Consider the following 14,358-nt stretch of genomic DNA (forward strand, 5'->3'; position numbering starts at 1 on the left):
GCGATTTCGCTGCCTTTTTGTTTACGATGCTGAATGCTTTTACCTGAGATTAAGGCTGACGCGCCGCATCGATCCGCTGTTCCAGATCAGGATGGGTACTGAGCCAAGCCGGAACCTCAATCGTTTCTTGCTGCTGAAACAGTTCAAACATTTCAGCTAGCGGTTCACTGCTACCGTAAATCACCTGCATCGCTTGTTTCGCGTATTGATCAGCCTCTTCTTCCGCATCGCGGGATTGGCCGTTGGAGAGCGTAAACACCCCAATCCCAACCAGATTATCCACCACCCCAGAACTTTCACCTGTCAGCAGCGCCACACCAATCGAAAGCACACTAGAATGCACCAAGCGTTTAAGCATATGGCGATGATGTACATGCCCCAGCTCATGCAGAATAATGCTGTCTAACTGCTCGGGCGTTTTAGCCAGTAGCACCAACTCATCCAGTAACACCAAGGTTCCACCGGGCAAAGCGAACGCGTTAGCGCCAATATCTGAGTGACGAAACTCCACTTTGATCGGATAAGGTAGCGGCTCAAGTTGGTTAAGATGGGAGAAAACTCGTTGCTTTATCTCATCTTGTTGCGCGAGAGAAAGTTCACTCGGTTTTAAATCGCGATCTAACGTTTGCAGAATTTTCTCACCCAGCACCACAGCGGCAGATTCCGGAACTCGTTCAGCCACCTCTTTGCTTAGCCAAGGTAGAAATGCCACATAAGCCCAAACACATAAACCGATGCCAAGCACCACGGCGATTAGCCAAGCGCTCCACTTTCCTTCCAGCCGATCCACCCACCCCGGTTTATTGTGTTGTCCTAACCAATGGTTCAACGGCGCATTACGTTCACAAACGAAAACCCAGCCACTGGGTAATTGAAAACGAATCGGTAATTTTCCGACAGGAGCACTGATTTGAGCATCGCTCTGCGCACAGCTAATAATCTCACCATCGACATGCAAAGCGAGAAAATGAGTTTGTGAAAGATCGAGCTCGGCCTCGCAACGTAATGAGCTGCGAGGTGGGAAAGCGGTTCCGGTAATACGCATCAGCCGATCCCGATACCGAGATCAAACGCTTGAGCCAACTCATCCGAGATAGCCGATTTTACATCTGAAGATTGATCGGTCGATTTGAGCACATCCATATCGCCAATCACAGCTGTGCGTTCAGCCAGATAGCGCGTCGTTCTCACCATCACCCATGGGCGTGCGATACCCACAGTCACGGCTTGCAGTAAGAAGTTACTGATCACTAAGCCAGTATAACCACGAGCACTGAGAGTGGATTCAAAACGAAAGGCAGTGTCCTCGTTCAGCGCTTGCTGCATCACCAGTTGCGAGAAAATGTAATTGCGTACCCGTGAAGTAATATAAGCCGTCACCGCGATACTCATTACGATCATCCCTATGTACACAGTAACGATCAGCATAAACGGTGAGCCACTCGCCAGTAGCGAGCTCTCCCAATTGGTAAGGTTAGAGAAATCGATACTGCCGAACACCATGATAAGTACCATAGAGATGATCGCGAGCACCGAGGCAACCCCAATTGCCGCTGCTTTTAAATAGGTATGCAGGAAGAAGCGCGTAGTCAGTTGGGCGCTAAACTGCCAATCCCCATAACGGTAACCATTAGCAAAATAGTTTTGCACGCCAGCAATAACCCAAGCATAGAGCGCCGCCATCACTAAAAAAGAGCCAATAAACATGACGACGGAGAGACTTGCCGAAACAGATGCTGAGACCGAAGCAATAATAAAGTAGATCAGCAACGCGACTAATGCGCCAATCCCTCGGCCCATAAACGAGAAATAGGCCTCTTGCAGTGTGCCGTTAAAGGAGAAGTGCACATTACGAAAGCTGGTCATCGCAGAATCAAAGCGGGCGTTGCTCCAAAGCAGCCAAGGCAAAGCAAAATAAAACACCAAGAGCAGCAACAATGAAGCGATCGGGAATAAAGAGTTAGCCACGAACCACACGAGAACAGCGGCGAATGCGACCAAACGCCCTTTGAGGATTTGCATCGGCTGGGCATGATATTCAAAGTTATCGCCCGCAATGAAAGTATTGCCGTAGAAATAGCGCTTAGTACGCACCTTAGCCCATGCAGAGTAGATGCCCAAGGTAATAATGGAGAGCAGAAGATTGACACTCCAGATCCCAAAAAACTCTTTACCCTCACCACTGAAGGTGACGGTATGTTTATGTTGATTAACCATGAATGATTCCTGACGTTGTTTTTAGAGTAAAAAAGCGCTCCGAGTGTAACAACCTGTAAGAACCATTCACAACGCCAATTGAATTATGGCGATATAAATCACACACATAATCAATAAAGCAACTTCTAGACGACTCGATTTTTCGCTTCACCACGCATAAATACATTGATGTTGTCGATCAAGATAGTCGCCAGTTGTTGTATCGAAGAATCACTGCCCCACGCCACATGCGGTGTCAGCAGAAGATTAGGCAAATCACGGTTGGCAATCAGTGGGTTATCCATATCCGCAGGCTCAGCACTAAACACATCCACCCCAGCCCCAGCAATTTGACGTCTTTTCAGCGCATCCACCAGCGCTTGTTCATCCACTAAACCGCCGCGACTGGTATTGATCAGCAGAGCATTGGGCTTCATCTGCGCCAATTCCGCTTCTGAGATAATATTTCGCGTTTCATCGGTCAGCGGACAGTGCAGTGATAGCACGTCCGACTGCGCCAGCACTTGTTCAAATGGTGTGTACCCATCGCGGCATTCCACCTGACCTTTACGTTCAGCCAACAGCACATGCATACCTAATGCGCGAGCCAAATTCGCCGTCGCTTGGCCTAATGCACCACTGCCGATAATGCCCATGGTTGAACCCGCAATATCGCCAATCGGATGCGTGAAAAAACAGAACTGCTTATGGCGCTGCCACTCTCCGGCCGCAATATCATTGTGATAACCGATAAGATTACGTCTTAAAGCAAACATCATGGCGACAACATGCTCAGGGACAGAGCGCGTGGCATAACCCTGCACATTACATACCGCGATATTGAGATCTCGACACGCCGGCAAATCGACGTTGTTGGTGCCCGTGGCAGAAATGGCGATCAACTTGAGCTTAGGTAGCTGAACCAGCATTTCACGGGTGAGTACTACTTTATTGGTGATAACAATATCGGCCGCTAAGAGGCGCTCTACCACTTGCTGAGGCTCACAAGCATCATACTCAAGCCAATGGTGTTCAAAAGGCAGAGCAGGTAAGAGGATATGGCGCGGAATGGTCGCGCGGTCGAGAAAAACGACCGTAGGCAAAGAAGTAGTGGGTAGTGACATGCTGACTCCGAGTCTGATTATCCGCTACCCACCATAAGATTAGTCTTGGGATAGCTTTTTATAGTCCGGTAATTTTCGCTCAGGATCGAAATGCTGCAAAATCTGCTCCTCGGCTTCGGGATAGAAGTCACAAGGGACAAACAGAGTGCGTAGCCAATGGCTGCGAGGATGGTAGAAACAGAGCTCCGCGGCGTGCAGTTGCAGACGATCAGCAAACTCAACAGCTTCTGGTGGCGCGTAAAGATCATCACCGACAATCGGATGACCGAGCGATTGCATGTGCACACGCAATTGATGAGAGCGTCCAGTGATCGGGATGAGGCGTACGACTGTGGTTTTCTCTTCACGCTTGACGACTTGATAGCGGGTCAGAGAATCACGTCCCTCTTCAAAACAGACTTTCTGTTTCGGGCGGTTTGGCCAATCACAACACAGCGGCAAATTCACTTCGCCTTCGTCTTGCTCCATCACACCCCATACACGGGCATAGTAGATTTTATGAGTGAGACGATACTGAAACTGCTTCTTCAACGCCGATTCCATATGTTTGCCTTTCGCAAACAGGATCAGCCCAGAAGTCGACATATCCAAACGGTGTACGACCTTCACATCAGGGCAGTAATCCACCAAACGAGCCCACATACTGTCGTAGTGCTCAACAGGTCGCCCAGGAACAGATAACAAACCAGAAGGCTTGTTGGCTGCGATGATGTGTTCATCCTCATAAATCACATCAATCCACGGATCCTTAGGCGGATTGTACTCGGTCATTGCCATCGCTATCGTCTCGTATCACAAAAAACGGCGCATTATATACGCAAAATGTCGCCAACGGGGAATAAAACAAGGCCCTCGTTTTGAGGGCCTACGTCATCAGTTGTGTGCCACCACAATCAAACGCAGTGAATCCAACTGATACTGCGCCTGCGCAATATAGCCAGTCAGCTCTTTGATTTGCTGCTCCAGCACTTCGATCTCTTCATCACGAATGTTCGGGTTAACCGCTTTGAGTGCCAGCAAACGCTCCAACTCGCTATTTAGGCTCTGCTGCATATCACGCTGCGCTTGTTCACGAATCGCGCTCACTCGCGGTTCAACCGCCGCTTCGCTTGCCGTAATCAAACGATGCACGTCATGCTGTACTGAGCTCACCAACTTGCTGGCCAAATGACGATTCACTGGGCTAAGTTGACGGTTAAAGCTTTCAAACTCCACTTGCGAAGAGAGATCATTACCGCGCGCATCCATCAGAATTCGGATTGGCGAGACAGGCAAGAAGCGGCTGATGCCACTGCGTTTCGGCGCTTGGGCATCCACCACATACACCAGCTCCAGCAAGATGGTACCCACTGGCAGCGCTTTGTTTTTCAACAGCGACACCGCGCAAGTCCCCACCCCTTCACTCATCAGCAAATCAATGCCGCCTTGCACCATGGGGTGTTCCCAACTGATGAAGTGCATATCTTCACGCGACAGTGCGGTGTCACGATCAAAGGTAATGGTGGCGCCTTCATACGGCAGACCCGGATAGCTTGGCACCATCATGTGTTCGGCGGGAGTGACCACCAACGCATTCTCGCCACGATCTTCTTGATGCAGACCAATCGCATCAAACAGGCTCAAGGCAAACGTCACTAAATTGGTATCGCCATCGGTTTTTGCGATCTGCTCAGCAATCTGCTGCGCTTTTTCGCCACCGTTCGAATGCATTTCCAGCAAGCGATCACGCCCCACTTCCAGCTGCGATTTCAGTGTTTTGTTGAGCTTGGCTGACTCTTCGATGATCACTTCCAGCTCTTCACCGCCACCGGCGGCCAGAATGGGGATCAAGCGCTCAGCGAAGGCATCATAAACGGCACGACCGGTTGGGCAGGTTTCCGCAAAGGCATTCAAACCTTCTTGAAACCAGCGCGCCAAAATCGCTTGTGACGTTTCGGTCAGGTACGGCACGTACACGTCAATGTCACGTTTTTGGCCAATACGGTCTAAACGCCCGATACGCTGCTCCAGCAAGTCTGGGTTGAACGGCAGATCGAACATCACCAACTGGTTAGCAAACTGGAAGTTACGACCTTCAGAGCCAATTTCACTACAGATCAGCACCTGCGCACCGCCCTCTTCTTGGGCAAAGTAAGCGGCAGCTTTGTCACGCTCAATGATCGACATGCCTTCATGGAATACCGTTGCGCGAATGCCCTCACGCTCACGCAGTGCCTGCTCTAGCTGCAATGCGGTACTGGCACGTGAAGCGATGACGAGGATCTTCTCGCTGCGTTTGGCTTTGACTTTTTCGAGCAGCCAGTTGACGCGTGAGTCAAATTGCCACCAGCTTGACTCATCGCCTTCAAACTCTTGGAAAATCTCTTCTGGGTAGAGCATTTTCATCGCGCGCGCTTCTGGCGTCAGTTTACCGCCGAGCATGCCCGCGACACGCATTGAAGTCGTGTATTGAGAGGGAATATCTAATGGCAGCAAATGCACATTACGTACTGGGAAGCCTTTGATGGCCGCACGCGTGTTACGGAACAACACGCGACCAGTACCGTGACGATCCATCAGATTGTCGATCAGCTCTTGGCGCGCCAAAGCAATTTCGTCTTCACTGGCGTGGCTTTCCAACGCTTTAAACAGTGGCTCCACATCTTGCTCAGACAGAAGCTCAGTGATTTTGTTTTTCGCTTCATCACTCAGCTTCTCACCGCTGAACAGCGCAGTGACTGCATCGGCAACCGGTGCGTACTGCTCTTCTTCTTTAACAAAAGCTTCGTAATCGTAGAAACGATCTGCATCCAGCAAGCGCAGACGAGCAAAGTGGCTTTCACGACCTAACTGCTCAGGCGTTGCCGTCAATAGCAGTACGCCCGGCGTTTGCTCTGCGAGCGCTTCAATCACTTGATATTCGCGGCTTGGCTTCTCTGGGTGCCACTCAAGATGGTGAGCTTCATCGACGACCAACAAATCCCATTCCGCTTCCAACGCTTGTTCAAAACGCTGGCGGCTTTTACGCAAGAAATCGAGTGAACACAGCACATACTGCTGAGTTTCAAATGGGTTATCGGCCTCGCTAAAGGCTTCCACACAGCGCTCTTCATCAAAAATGGAAAAGTGCAGGTTGAAACGGCGCATCATCTCCACCAACCATTGGTGTTGCAGCGTTTCAGGTACCACAATTAGGATGCGCTCGGCACGCCCGGTCAGCACTTGCTGATGGATGATCATGCCCGCTTCGATGGTTTTACCCAAACCGACTTCATCGGCCAGTAACACGCGTGGGGCATGGCGACGACCGACTTCATGGGCAATGTACAGCTGATGTGGGATCAGCCCGGCGCGCATACCACACAAGCCACGCATTGGGCTTTTGTGCTGTTGATATTGATTGGCTAGAGCGCGATAACGCAGCACGAAGTTGTCCATGCGATCGATTTGACCGGCAAACAACTTGTCCTGCGGTTTATTAAAACGAATTTGGTTACTGAGGAAAATTTCACGCAGCGCGACACCGCTTTCTTCGGTATCCACTCGCGTGCCTAGATAGGTGTAGACGCCTTGGTCTTCCACCACTTGTTCAACTTGTAACGACCAGCCTTGCTGACTATCCACCACATCGCCGACATTAAAGATCACACGGGTGACCGGCGCATCTGAACGTGCATAAACACGATTTTCTTCCGATGCTGCAAACATCAAGGTCACTGTACGCGCATCAAGCGCCACCACAGTGCCTAACCCGAGATCACTTTCCGTATCGCTTATCCAGCGTTGCCCTAAAGCAAATGACATGAATGGACTACCTCATCAAATAGCGTTGCAGAGAATTTTTGCACTTCACTCCAGCCAGCTTTTTATTATGGATGCTGACCGCTTTGAGTGCAGAAAAAGGCCGCTAATCTTACTTGATGGCGTGACACAGGTCACGCCCATTCCCTGCCGTAACGCGCTTTTTTTTGTAGAGCTTTTGGGTGACATCAAATTGTCAAAAACCAATGGCATTTGTTAACAAGATGATTGCTATACTCGAATTGAAGGTGCGGGATTTGTGTCAAAAATTGGTTGGCACAAAGCCTGCAAGTTCAAACAGAGAGTATCAACACGGGTTTGCAGCAAGTCGACAATGATCGTAACGCTCACCTGAGCGTACGATCCTACAGGCCGCTTGTGAACATCCACGACAAAGCATGCTACATGTAGCAAGGAGACGCTTATGGGCGATACCGATCGGAAACTGTTTGTACTGGATACCAATATCCTACTCCACGAACCTCTCGCGATTTACTCTTTCAAAGAGCACGACGTGGTCATCCCGATGACCGTTCTTGAAGAACTCGACCGAATCAAAGACAGCAAACGCGATGTGGCGCGCGATGCACGCGTAGCGATTCGGGCTTTAGAGCACTTATTCCATGATGCCACTCCCGAAGAAATCACCGAAGGGATCCCGCTTTCTAAGCAAGAGGGCGCAACAGGAACCATCTCGATCCTCGCCGATTATGAACTGCATGAAACCGTCAAAGCCTTTACCGATAAAGAGGGCGATAACCGGATCCTCAATGCCGTACTTTATCTCCAAACTCAACGTGCGCCACGCGCCGTGGTACTGGTGACCAAAGACATCAACATGCGTTTGCGCGCCAAAGGAGCGGGCGTGCTGTATGTAGAGGACTACCGCACCGACCAACTGATTGATGATATTCAATACCTGACCAAGGGCTTTCAAACTCGTCCCGGCAGTTTTTGGGACAGCGTAGAAGATGTCGCGAGCTACACGCTCGGCGGCAAAACCTTTCATAAGCTGGATCGCGCGCCGTTCGATCCAACCTTCCTCAACCAATATGTGATTGATGAAGACAGCGACTTTGCCGCGCGGGTCGAAACCATCGATGGCGATAAATTGACGCTGCGCGATCTCAGCCGTGAACGCATGATGCATCGCAAAGCGTGGGGCATCACCCCAAAAAATATTTACCAAGGGATGGCGCTGGACGCACTGCTCGATCCGGATATTGATCTGGTGATCCTGACCGGAGCGGCCGGCAGTGGCAAAACCCTGTTAGCAATGGCGGCGGCGCTGGAGCAAACCGTCGAGCGCAAAATGTTCGATAAAATCATCGTCACTCGCAACACCCCTGATATCGGCGAATCGATTGGCTTCCTGCCCGGCACGGAAGAGGAAAAAATGATGCCGTGGCTCGCTTCCGTCACCGATACCTTAGAAGCGCTGCATAAAAATGATCACTGTACCGATGGCTCGCTCAAATACATCTGCGATAAAGCCAACATTCAGTTTAAATCGATCAACTTTATGCGTGGTCGTTCAATCCAAAACGCCTTCGTGCTGCTCGATGAGTGTCAAAACCTCACCGCCTCGCAGATCAAAACCATCATCACCCGCTGTGGTGAAGGCACCAAGATTGTCTGCTCAGGTAACTTAGCGCAGATTGATTCCCACTATTTAACCCCTGTCACCTCAGGCCTTACCTACATGGTTGAGCGCTTCAAAAACTTTGAAGGCAGCGCCAATATCCACCTCAATGGCGTAGTACGCAGCCGTTTGGCTGAATTCGCTGAAGAGAATTTATAATCACTTTTGGCGAGATGTTATGTGCATCTCGCCTCACAAAATCTATCTTCCCTTGCCTTTTCTTTATTTAATTAAAAATATTTATTCACTTTTATAACATTTTCATGCTTTACTAGCCGCAACTGGAATCGCCAAACGAGGATAGGGAAATGGCTTTCAATTTACGTAACCGCAACTTTTTAAAACTGCTCGACTTCACTCCAAAAGAGATCCACTTCCTACTGGATCTGTCTGCCGAGCTAAAACGCGCCAAATACGCAGGCACTGAGCAAAAAACGCTGCGAGGCAAAAACATTGCGTTGATCTTTGAAAAGTCATCCACCCGTACTCGCTGTGCCTTTGAAGTGGCGGCCTTTGATCAAGGTGCACAAGTTTCCTACATCGGCCCTTCTGGCTCGCAAATTGGTCATAAAGAATCGATGAAAGATACCGCGCGCGTGTTAGGCCGCATGTACGACGGCATTCAATACCGTGGCTTCGGCCAAGAGATTGTTGAGGTGCTCGGAAAATACGCGGGTGTTCCGGTGTGGAATGGCTTAACCGATGAATTTCACCCCACGCAGATTTTGGCCGATCTTCTGACTATGCAAGAGCATGGGCGCGGTAAACAACTGCATGAAATGAAGTTCGCTTACCTTGGTGATGCACGCAACAACATGGGCAATTCCCTGATGGTGGGAGCCGCCAAAATGGGCATGGATATTCGCTTAGTCGCGCCGAAAGCGTACTGGCCAAACGATACCTTAGTGGCAACCTGCCAAGAGATTGCCAAGCAAACCGGAGCCAAAATCACCTTGACGGAAGACGTGCATGAGGGCGTAAAAGGCTGTGATTTCCTTTACACCGATGTGTGGGTTTCGATGGGCGAAGCGGCGGATGCTTGGGATGAGCGGGTTGCGTTAATGAAGCCATATCAAATCAACATGGATGTGATCAAAGCAACAGGTAATCCGCAAGTTAAATTCATGCACTGCTTACCGGCATTTCATGATGACCAAACCAAAGTGGGTCAAGAGATTGCGGCCAAATACGGCATGCAAGGCTTAGAAGTCACCGAAGAGGTGTTTGAGTCAGAATACTCGATTGTGTTTGATGAAGCGGAGAACCGACTACACACCATCAAAGCGGTGATGGTCGCCACTTTAGGCCAATAGAGTGCCACTGATTTAATATCCCTGACTCTGTGATGTAATCGCTTGTGCTCACAGCCTTTCGGCGTATAATGCCGACCGTTTGTCTGAGGGGTAGCCAATGAAATTTGCACAGCGTGCAGCTCAAAGCAGTGTCCATCGTAGTAAGCAAATTGGCTTACTGGCTTCACTGTTTTTCCCCTCATCGATTTGTTAAAGCCTCCCTTATGGGGGGCTTTTTTATGGCTGTTAGAAAATATAGGGAAGACGATCATGGCGAATTCGCTTTACCAAAAGCACATCATCTCCATTGCTGAACTCTCACGCGCTGAGTTGGAGTTGATAGTGAAAACCGCAGGCCAACTGAAGGCACAACCGAATCCAGAATTGATTAAGCATAAGGTCGTGGCCAGCTGTTTCTTCGAACCCTCCACTCGTACTCGCCTCTCATTTGAAACGGCGATTCAACGTATCGGTGGCAGCGTGATTGGCTTTGATAACGGCGGCAACACGTCACTGGCGAAGAAAGGCGAAACTTTAGCTGACTCAGTACGCGTAATTTCTTCGTACGTTGATGCTTTTGTAATGCGTCACCCACAAGAAGGGGCAGCACGTTTAGCCTCTGAATTTTCTAACGGCGTCCCAGTGATTAACGCCGGTGACGGTTCAAACCAACACCCGTCGCAAACCCTGCTCGATCTTTATTCGATTTTTGAAACTCAAGGCCGTCTCGACAACCTCGATGTCGCGTTCGTCGGTGATTTAAAATATGGCCGCACCGTACATTCGCTGGCACAAGCACTGGCTAAATTTGATAACAACCGCTTCTACTTTGTGGCACCTGAAGCATTAGCGATGCCAGATTACATCTGTGAAGAGCTGGATGAAGCAGGCGTGAAATACCAAGTGTTTAGTGATATGGAAAGCGTGATCCCAGAGCTGGATATTCTGTACATGACACGTGTACAGAAAGAGCGTTTTGATGAATCGGAATACGCGCACATCAAATCCGCTTATATTTTGACCGCAGCCCACCTGAGCGATGCGCGTAGCAATCTGAAAGTGCTGCACCCACTGCCACGCGTGGATGAGATCACTACTGACGTAGATAAAACCCCGCACGCTTACTATTTCGAGCAAGTTGAAAACGGTGTTTACGCCCGTGAAGCCTTGCTGGCTCTAGTTTTGAACGAATCGCTGTAAGGAGAGCAATCATGAGCAAAGAGACGAAATTACAAGTTGAAGCGATCAAAAACGGCACGGTGATTGACCATATTCCCGCCAAAGTGGGGATTAAAGTGCTGAAGCTGTTTGATATGCACAACTCTGCGCAGCGTGTCACCATCGGCCTCAATCTGCCTTCTTCTGCCCTCGGCAGCAAAGATCTGCTCAAGATTGAAAATGTGTTCATCAGTGAAGCGCAAGCCAACAAACTCGCGCTGTACGCGCCACACGCGACCGTGAACCAAATTGAAAACTATGAAGTGGTGAAGAAGTTGGCACTGAAACTGCCAGAGCGCATTAATAATGTGTTTGCCTGCCCAAACAGCAACTGTATTTCACACAACGAGCCTGTGGAAAGCAGCTTCAAAATTACTGAGAAGAACAACGATATCCGCCTGAAATGCAAATACTGCGAAAAAGTGTTTGCGCGCGATGTAGTCACGGAAATCGAAGCGTAACCTTTGCTAGTCAGAAGGGGAGAAATGAGCGTGCGGTGCTTTACCTACCCCAGCTTTACAGGCAAACTGAACAGCGATTTTGGAACCACTAACGGATAAAAAAGATGACAAAAGTTCTGCATACTGACGCGGCCCCAGCTGCCATTGGCCCATACATTCAAGGTGTTGATCTTGGCAACATGGTGCTGACGTCTGGTCAAATCCCAGTTAACCCAACCACAGGTGACATTCCTGCGGATATCGCTGCGCAAGCTCGCCAATCACTGGACAACGTGAAAGCCGTGGTTGAAGCCTCTGGCCTAACCGTCGGTGACATTGTGAAAATGACCGTATTCGTGAAAGATCTCAATGACTTCGGCACGGTAAACCAAGTGTATGGCGCATTCTTTGATGAACATAAAGTGGCGCACTACCCAGCGCGTTCTTGTGTTGAAGTCGCGCGTTTGCCAAAAGATGTGGGCATCGAAATCGAAGCGATCGCAGTACGCAAATAATCCCACTCGTTGGCGTTAAAATGCAAAAAGGGTTGCCACTGGCAACCCTTTCTTTTTATTTGTTTTGCTCAAAACTGTGGCTAGGCTTTACGGTTCAGCTCAGCCACTTCGGCATCCAACTGCGCCAGTTTGTCTTTCATCAGATCATGGCAGTGCTGTGACAGCTCGCGGATATTCTCTTTGCTGTAGCCTTCGGTGCTGATTGGCGGTAACACTTCGACAATCACATGACCGTTGTTCCAACGATTAAACTTAAGTTTATCGGTCGAGCTGCACACGATAGGGATAATCGGCACACCCGCACCAATTGCCGCATGGAAAGCGCCGGCTTTAAATGGCAGCAAACCGCGGCCACGCGAGCGCGTACCTTCAGGAAACATCCACACCGAAACATCGCTCTGTTTCATCGAATCAACCACTTGATCAATGGTGCCTTTAGCTTTGGCTTTGTTGGCGCGATCAATCAGGATATTGCCCGTCAACCAGTAGAGCTGACCAAACAGCGGCATCCACGCGAGGCTTTTCTTACCGACGGTGACCACTTTAGGGGTTACCGCCTTGGAAACCGTAAACAGATCCCAGTTATTCTGGTGGTTAGCAATATAAATGTGCTGACCACGCTGATCAACATCGGCCGGAGCGCGGTATTCAAGCTTAATGCCGAACACTTTCGACATCGCCGCAAACTGCTTACCAAAGGTATAAACGTGTTTAGGGTTACGTGGGCTAAATAAACAGTAACCACAACCAAACACAAACATATAGACAGCGAACACTGCCACTGCCAAGATTCGCAATAACGCAATCATGCAACTTCTCCAAAAGCACTGGAAGAAAAAGGCCGAAACCCTTGGATTTCGGCCCATTCATGAATGAGGAGTTTAACGCTAGTCGCGGAAACGCTCAATATTGGCACCAAGCGCTGAGAGTTTGTCCTCAATTCGCTCGTAACCACGATCAATGTGATAGATACGATCGACAATGGTTTCGCCTTTAGCGATGCAACCCGCAATCACCAGACTGGCAGAAGCACGCAGATCGGTTGCCATCACTTGCGCACCGCTTAAACGATCGACATCCCCGCAAATCACGGTATTGCCTTCAATCTCCGCTTTGGCACCCATGCGTTTTAACTCAGGCACATGCATAAACCGGTTTTCGAAGATGGTTTCAGTGATCACGCCGCCGCCTTTTGCCATCATGTTCAGCAGTGTGAACTGCGCTTGCATGTCGGTTGGAAAACCTGGGTGCGGCGCAGTACGTACCGTAACCGCTTTGAGCTCACGCCCTGTCATGTCCAAACTGATCCAATCTTCGCCACACTCAATCTCTGCGCCAGCTTCTTCGAGCTTAGCCAAAACCGCTTCTAACAAATGAGCGTGCGTATTACGACACATGATTTTGCCACGCGATACGGCAGCGGCGACCAAGAAGGTGCCAGTTTCGATACGATCGGGAACCACAGCATGCTTACCACCACCAAGACGTTCTACGCCCTCAATGGTAATGCTGTCCGTGCCGGCACCAGAGATTTTCGCACCCAATTTATTGAGGAACATAGCGGTATCCACAATCTCAGGTTCACGCGCCGCGTTATCCAGTACGGTAGTGCCTTCTGCGAGTGTTGCGGCACACATGATGGTGATCGTGGCACCCACGCTCACTTTATCCATCACAATATGCGCGCCTTGCAAACGACCATCGACGTGGGCTTTTACATAGCCATCTTCCAAGGTAATGGTTGCGCCAAGCTGCTCCAAACCATGGATATGCAGATCCACAGGGCGCGCACCAATTGCACAGCCCCCCGGTAGAGAAACTTGACCTTGACCAAAACGCGCCACCAATGGACCTAAGGCCCAAATCGAGGCACGCATGGTTTTTACCAAATCATAAGGTGCGCAATATTGGTTGATTGGACCGGCGTCCACATGCACAGAGCCATTACGCTCAACTTTCGCGCCTAAACGCTCAAGCAGTTCCATAGTGGTATCGATGTCACGTAGGTGAGGCACATTGGCCACTTCAACTGGCTCTTCCGCCAAAATTGAAGCAAATAAAATCGGTAGGGCGGCATTCTTTGCGCCTGAAATGGTCACTTCGCCTTGGAGTGGCTGCGTGGACCCAATAACTCGAAACTTTTCCATAAAA

Annotated in this window: 13 protein-coding genes; 6 read left to right on the top strand and 7 right to left on the bottom strand. The window is 49.8% G+C overall.

The genetic code is table 11. The features are described from left to right. Positions 1-49: 49 nt before the first annotated feature. The 5 genes from MKA69_RS02565 to rapA all read right to left on the bottom strand — a co-directional run bounded on the left by MKA69_RS02565 (position 50) and on the right by rapA (position 7,103). The gene (locus tag MKA69_RS02565) at positions 50-1,045 is read right to left on the bottom strand and encodes a M48 family metallopeptidase (protein WP_044128057.1); all 996 of its coding nucleotides are present in this window, start codon (positions 1,043-1,045) and stop codon (positions 50-52) included. Continuing rightward, complete coding sequence (locus MKA69_RS02570; protein ID WP_305847459.1) at positions 1,045-2,217, bottom strand: YjgN family protein; 1,173 nt, start codon at positions 2,215-2,217, stop codon at positions 1,045-1,047. Before MKA69_RS02570 ends, MKA69_RS02565 begins: the two co-directional genes overlap by 1 nt. A 125-nt stretch (positions 2,218-2,342) precedes the next feature. Continuing rightward, positions 2,343-3,320, bottom strand: coding sequence for a D-2-hydroxyacid dehydrogenase (locus MKA69_RS02575; protein ID WP_305847460.1), 978 nt, complete (start codon positions 3,318-3,320; stop codon positions 2,343-2,345). 39 nt (positions 3,321-3,359) lie between these two features. Continuing rightward, on the bottom strand, positions 3,360-4,097 hold the full coding sequence (locus tag MKA69_RS02580; RefSeq protein WP_001925938.1) for a pseudouridine synthase: 738 nt from the start codon (positions 4,095-4,097) through the stop codon (positions 3,360-3,362). 96 nt (positions 4,098-4,193) lie between these two features. Further along, on the bottom strand, positions 4,194-7,103 hold the full coding sequence (gene rapA / locus MKA69_RS02585; protein ID WP_055029258.1) for an RNA polymerase-associated protein RapA: 2,910 nt from the start codon (positions 7,101-7,103) through the stop codon (positions 4,194-4,196). Between rapA and MKA69_RS02590 the strand changes: the two genes are divergently transcribed. From MKA69_RS02590 to MKA69_RS02615, 6 genes are all read left to right on the top strand, one after another. Then, the gene (locus MKA69_RS02590) at positions 7,102-7,320 is read left to right on the top strand and encodes a hypothetical protein (RefSeq protein ID WP_001013830.1); all 219 of its coding nucleotides are present in this window, start codon (positions 7,102-7,104) and stop codon (positions 7,318-7,320) included. The two genes, rapA and MKA69_RS02590, sit on opposite strands and share 2 nt — an antisense overlap. A 204-nt stretch (positions 7,321-7,524) precedes the next feature. After that, positions 7,525-8,901, top strand: a complete 1,377-nt coding sequence (locus tag MKA69_RS02595) for a PhoH family protein (RefSeq protein WP_000502893.1) — start codon at positions 7,525-7,527, stop codon at positions 8,899-8,901. A 149-nt stretch (positions 8,902-9,050) separates the two neighbouring features. Further along, positions 9,051-10,055 (top strand): ornithine carbamoyltransferase, encoded by a 1,005-nt coding sequence (argF, locus tag MKA69_RS02600; RefSeq protein WP_305847461.1) that lies wholly within the window; start codon positions 9,051-9,053, stop codon positions 10,053-10,055. Between the two features lie 249 nt (positions 10,056-10,304). After that, entirely contained in the window at positions 10,305-11,234 is a 930-nt protein-coding gene (gene pyrB / locus MKA69_RS02605) for an aspartate carbamoyltransferase (protein WP_000013853.1), read from the top strand. Between the two features lie 11 nt (positions 11,235-11,245). After that, a complete protein-coding gene (gene pyrI, locus MKA69_RS02610) occupies positions 11,246-11,713 on the top strand; it encodes an aspartate carbamoyltransferase regulatory subunit (RefSeq protein ID WP_000032501.1) in 468 nt (155 codons plus the stop codon). A 104-nt stretch (positions 11,714-11,817) separates the two neighbouring features. Further along, entirely contained in the window at positions 11,818-12,207 is a 390-nt protein-coding gene (locus tag MKA69_RS02615) for a RidA family protein (protein WP_000170060.1), read from the top strand. Between the two features lie 80 nt (positions 12,208-12,287). On the opposite strand, the gene MKA69_RS02620 is transcribed toward MKA69_RS02615, so the two are convergent. Further along, positions 12,288-13,016, bottom strand: coding sequence for a 1-acylglycerol-3-phosphate O-acyltransferase (locus tag MKA69_RS02620; RefSeq protein WP_032473107.1), 729 nt, complete (start codon positions 13,014-13,016; stop codon positions 12,288-12,290). A 78-nt stretch (positions 13,017-13,094) separates the two neighbouring features. Next, entirely contained in the window at positions 13,095-14,354 is a 1,260-nt protein-coding gene (murA, locus tag MKA69_RS02625; protein WP_305847462.1) for a UDP-N-acetylglucosamine 1-carboxyvinyltransferase, read from the bottom strand. Positions 14,355-14,358: the final 4 nt, after the last annotated feature.

The sequence above is a fragment of the Vibrio sp. AH4 genome (assembly GCF_030710545.1).
Taxonomy (GTDB): domain Bacteria; phylum Pseudomonadota; class Gammaproteobacteria; order Enterobacterales; family Vibrionaceae; genus Vibrio; species Vibrio metoecus.

Excerpts from the sequence above, each read along its gene's own strand:
- MKA69_RS02575 (WP_305847460.1), bottom strand. The coding sequence starts at position 3,320 with ATGTCACTACCCACTACTTCTTTGCCTACGGTCGTTTTTCTCGACCGC.
- pyrB (WP_000013853.1), top strand. The coding sequence starts at position 10,305 with ATGGCGAATTCGCTTTACCAAAAGCACATCATCTCCATTGCTGAACTC.
- MKA69_RS02620 (WP_032473107.1), bottom strand. The coding sequence starts at position 13,016 with ATGATTGCGTTATTGCGAATCTTGGCAGTGGCAGTGTTCGCTGTCTAT.
- MKA69_RS02595 (WP_000502893.1), top strand. The coding sequence starts at position 7,525 with ATGGGCGATACCGATCGGAAACTGTTTGTACTGGATACCAATATCCTA.
- MKA69_RS02590 (WP_001013830.1), top strand. The coding sequence starts at position 7,102 with ATGAATGGACTACCTCATCAAATAGCGTTGCAGAGAATTTTTGCACTT.
- murA (WP_305847462.1), bottom strand. The coding sequence starts at position 14,354 with ATGGAAAAGTTTCGAGTTATTGGGTCCACGCAGCCACTCCAAGGCGAA.
- MKA69_RS02570 (WP_305847459.1), bottom strand. The coding sequence starts at position 2,217 with ATGGTTAATCAACATAAACATACCGTCACCTTCAGTGGTGAGGGTAAA.
- MKA69_RS02580 (WP_001925938.1), bottom strand. The coding sequence starts at position 4,097 with ATGGCAATGACCGAGTACAATCCGCCTAAGGATCCGTGGATTGATGTG.
- pyrI (WP_000032501.1), top strand. The coding sequence starts at position 11,246 with ATGAGCAAAGAGACGAAATTACAAGTTGAAGCGATCAAAAACGGCACG.
- rapA (WP_055029258.1), bottom strand. The coding sequence starts at position 7,103 with ATGTCATTTGCTTTAGGGCAACGCTGGATAAGCGATACGGAAAGTGAT.
- MKA69_RS02615 (WP_000170060.1), top strand. The coding sequence starts at position 11,818 with ATGACAAAAGTTCTGCATACTGACGCGGCCCCAGCTGCCATTGGCCCA.
- MKA69_RS02565 (WP_044128057.1), bottom strand. The coding sequence starts at position 1,045 with ATGCGTATTACCGGAACCGCTTTCCCACCTCGCAGCTCATTACGTTGC.
- argF (WP_305847461.1), top strand. The coding sequence starts at position 9,051 with ATGGCTTTCAATTTACGTAACCGCAACTTTTTAAAACTGCTCGACTTC.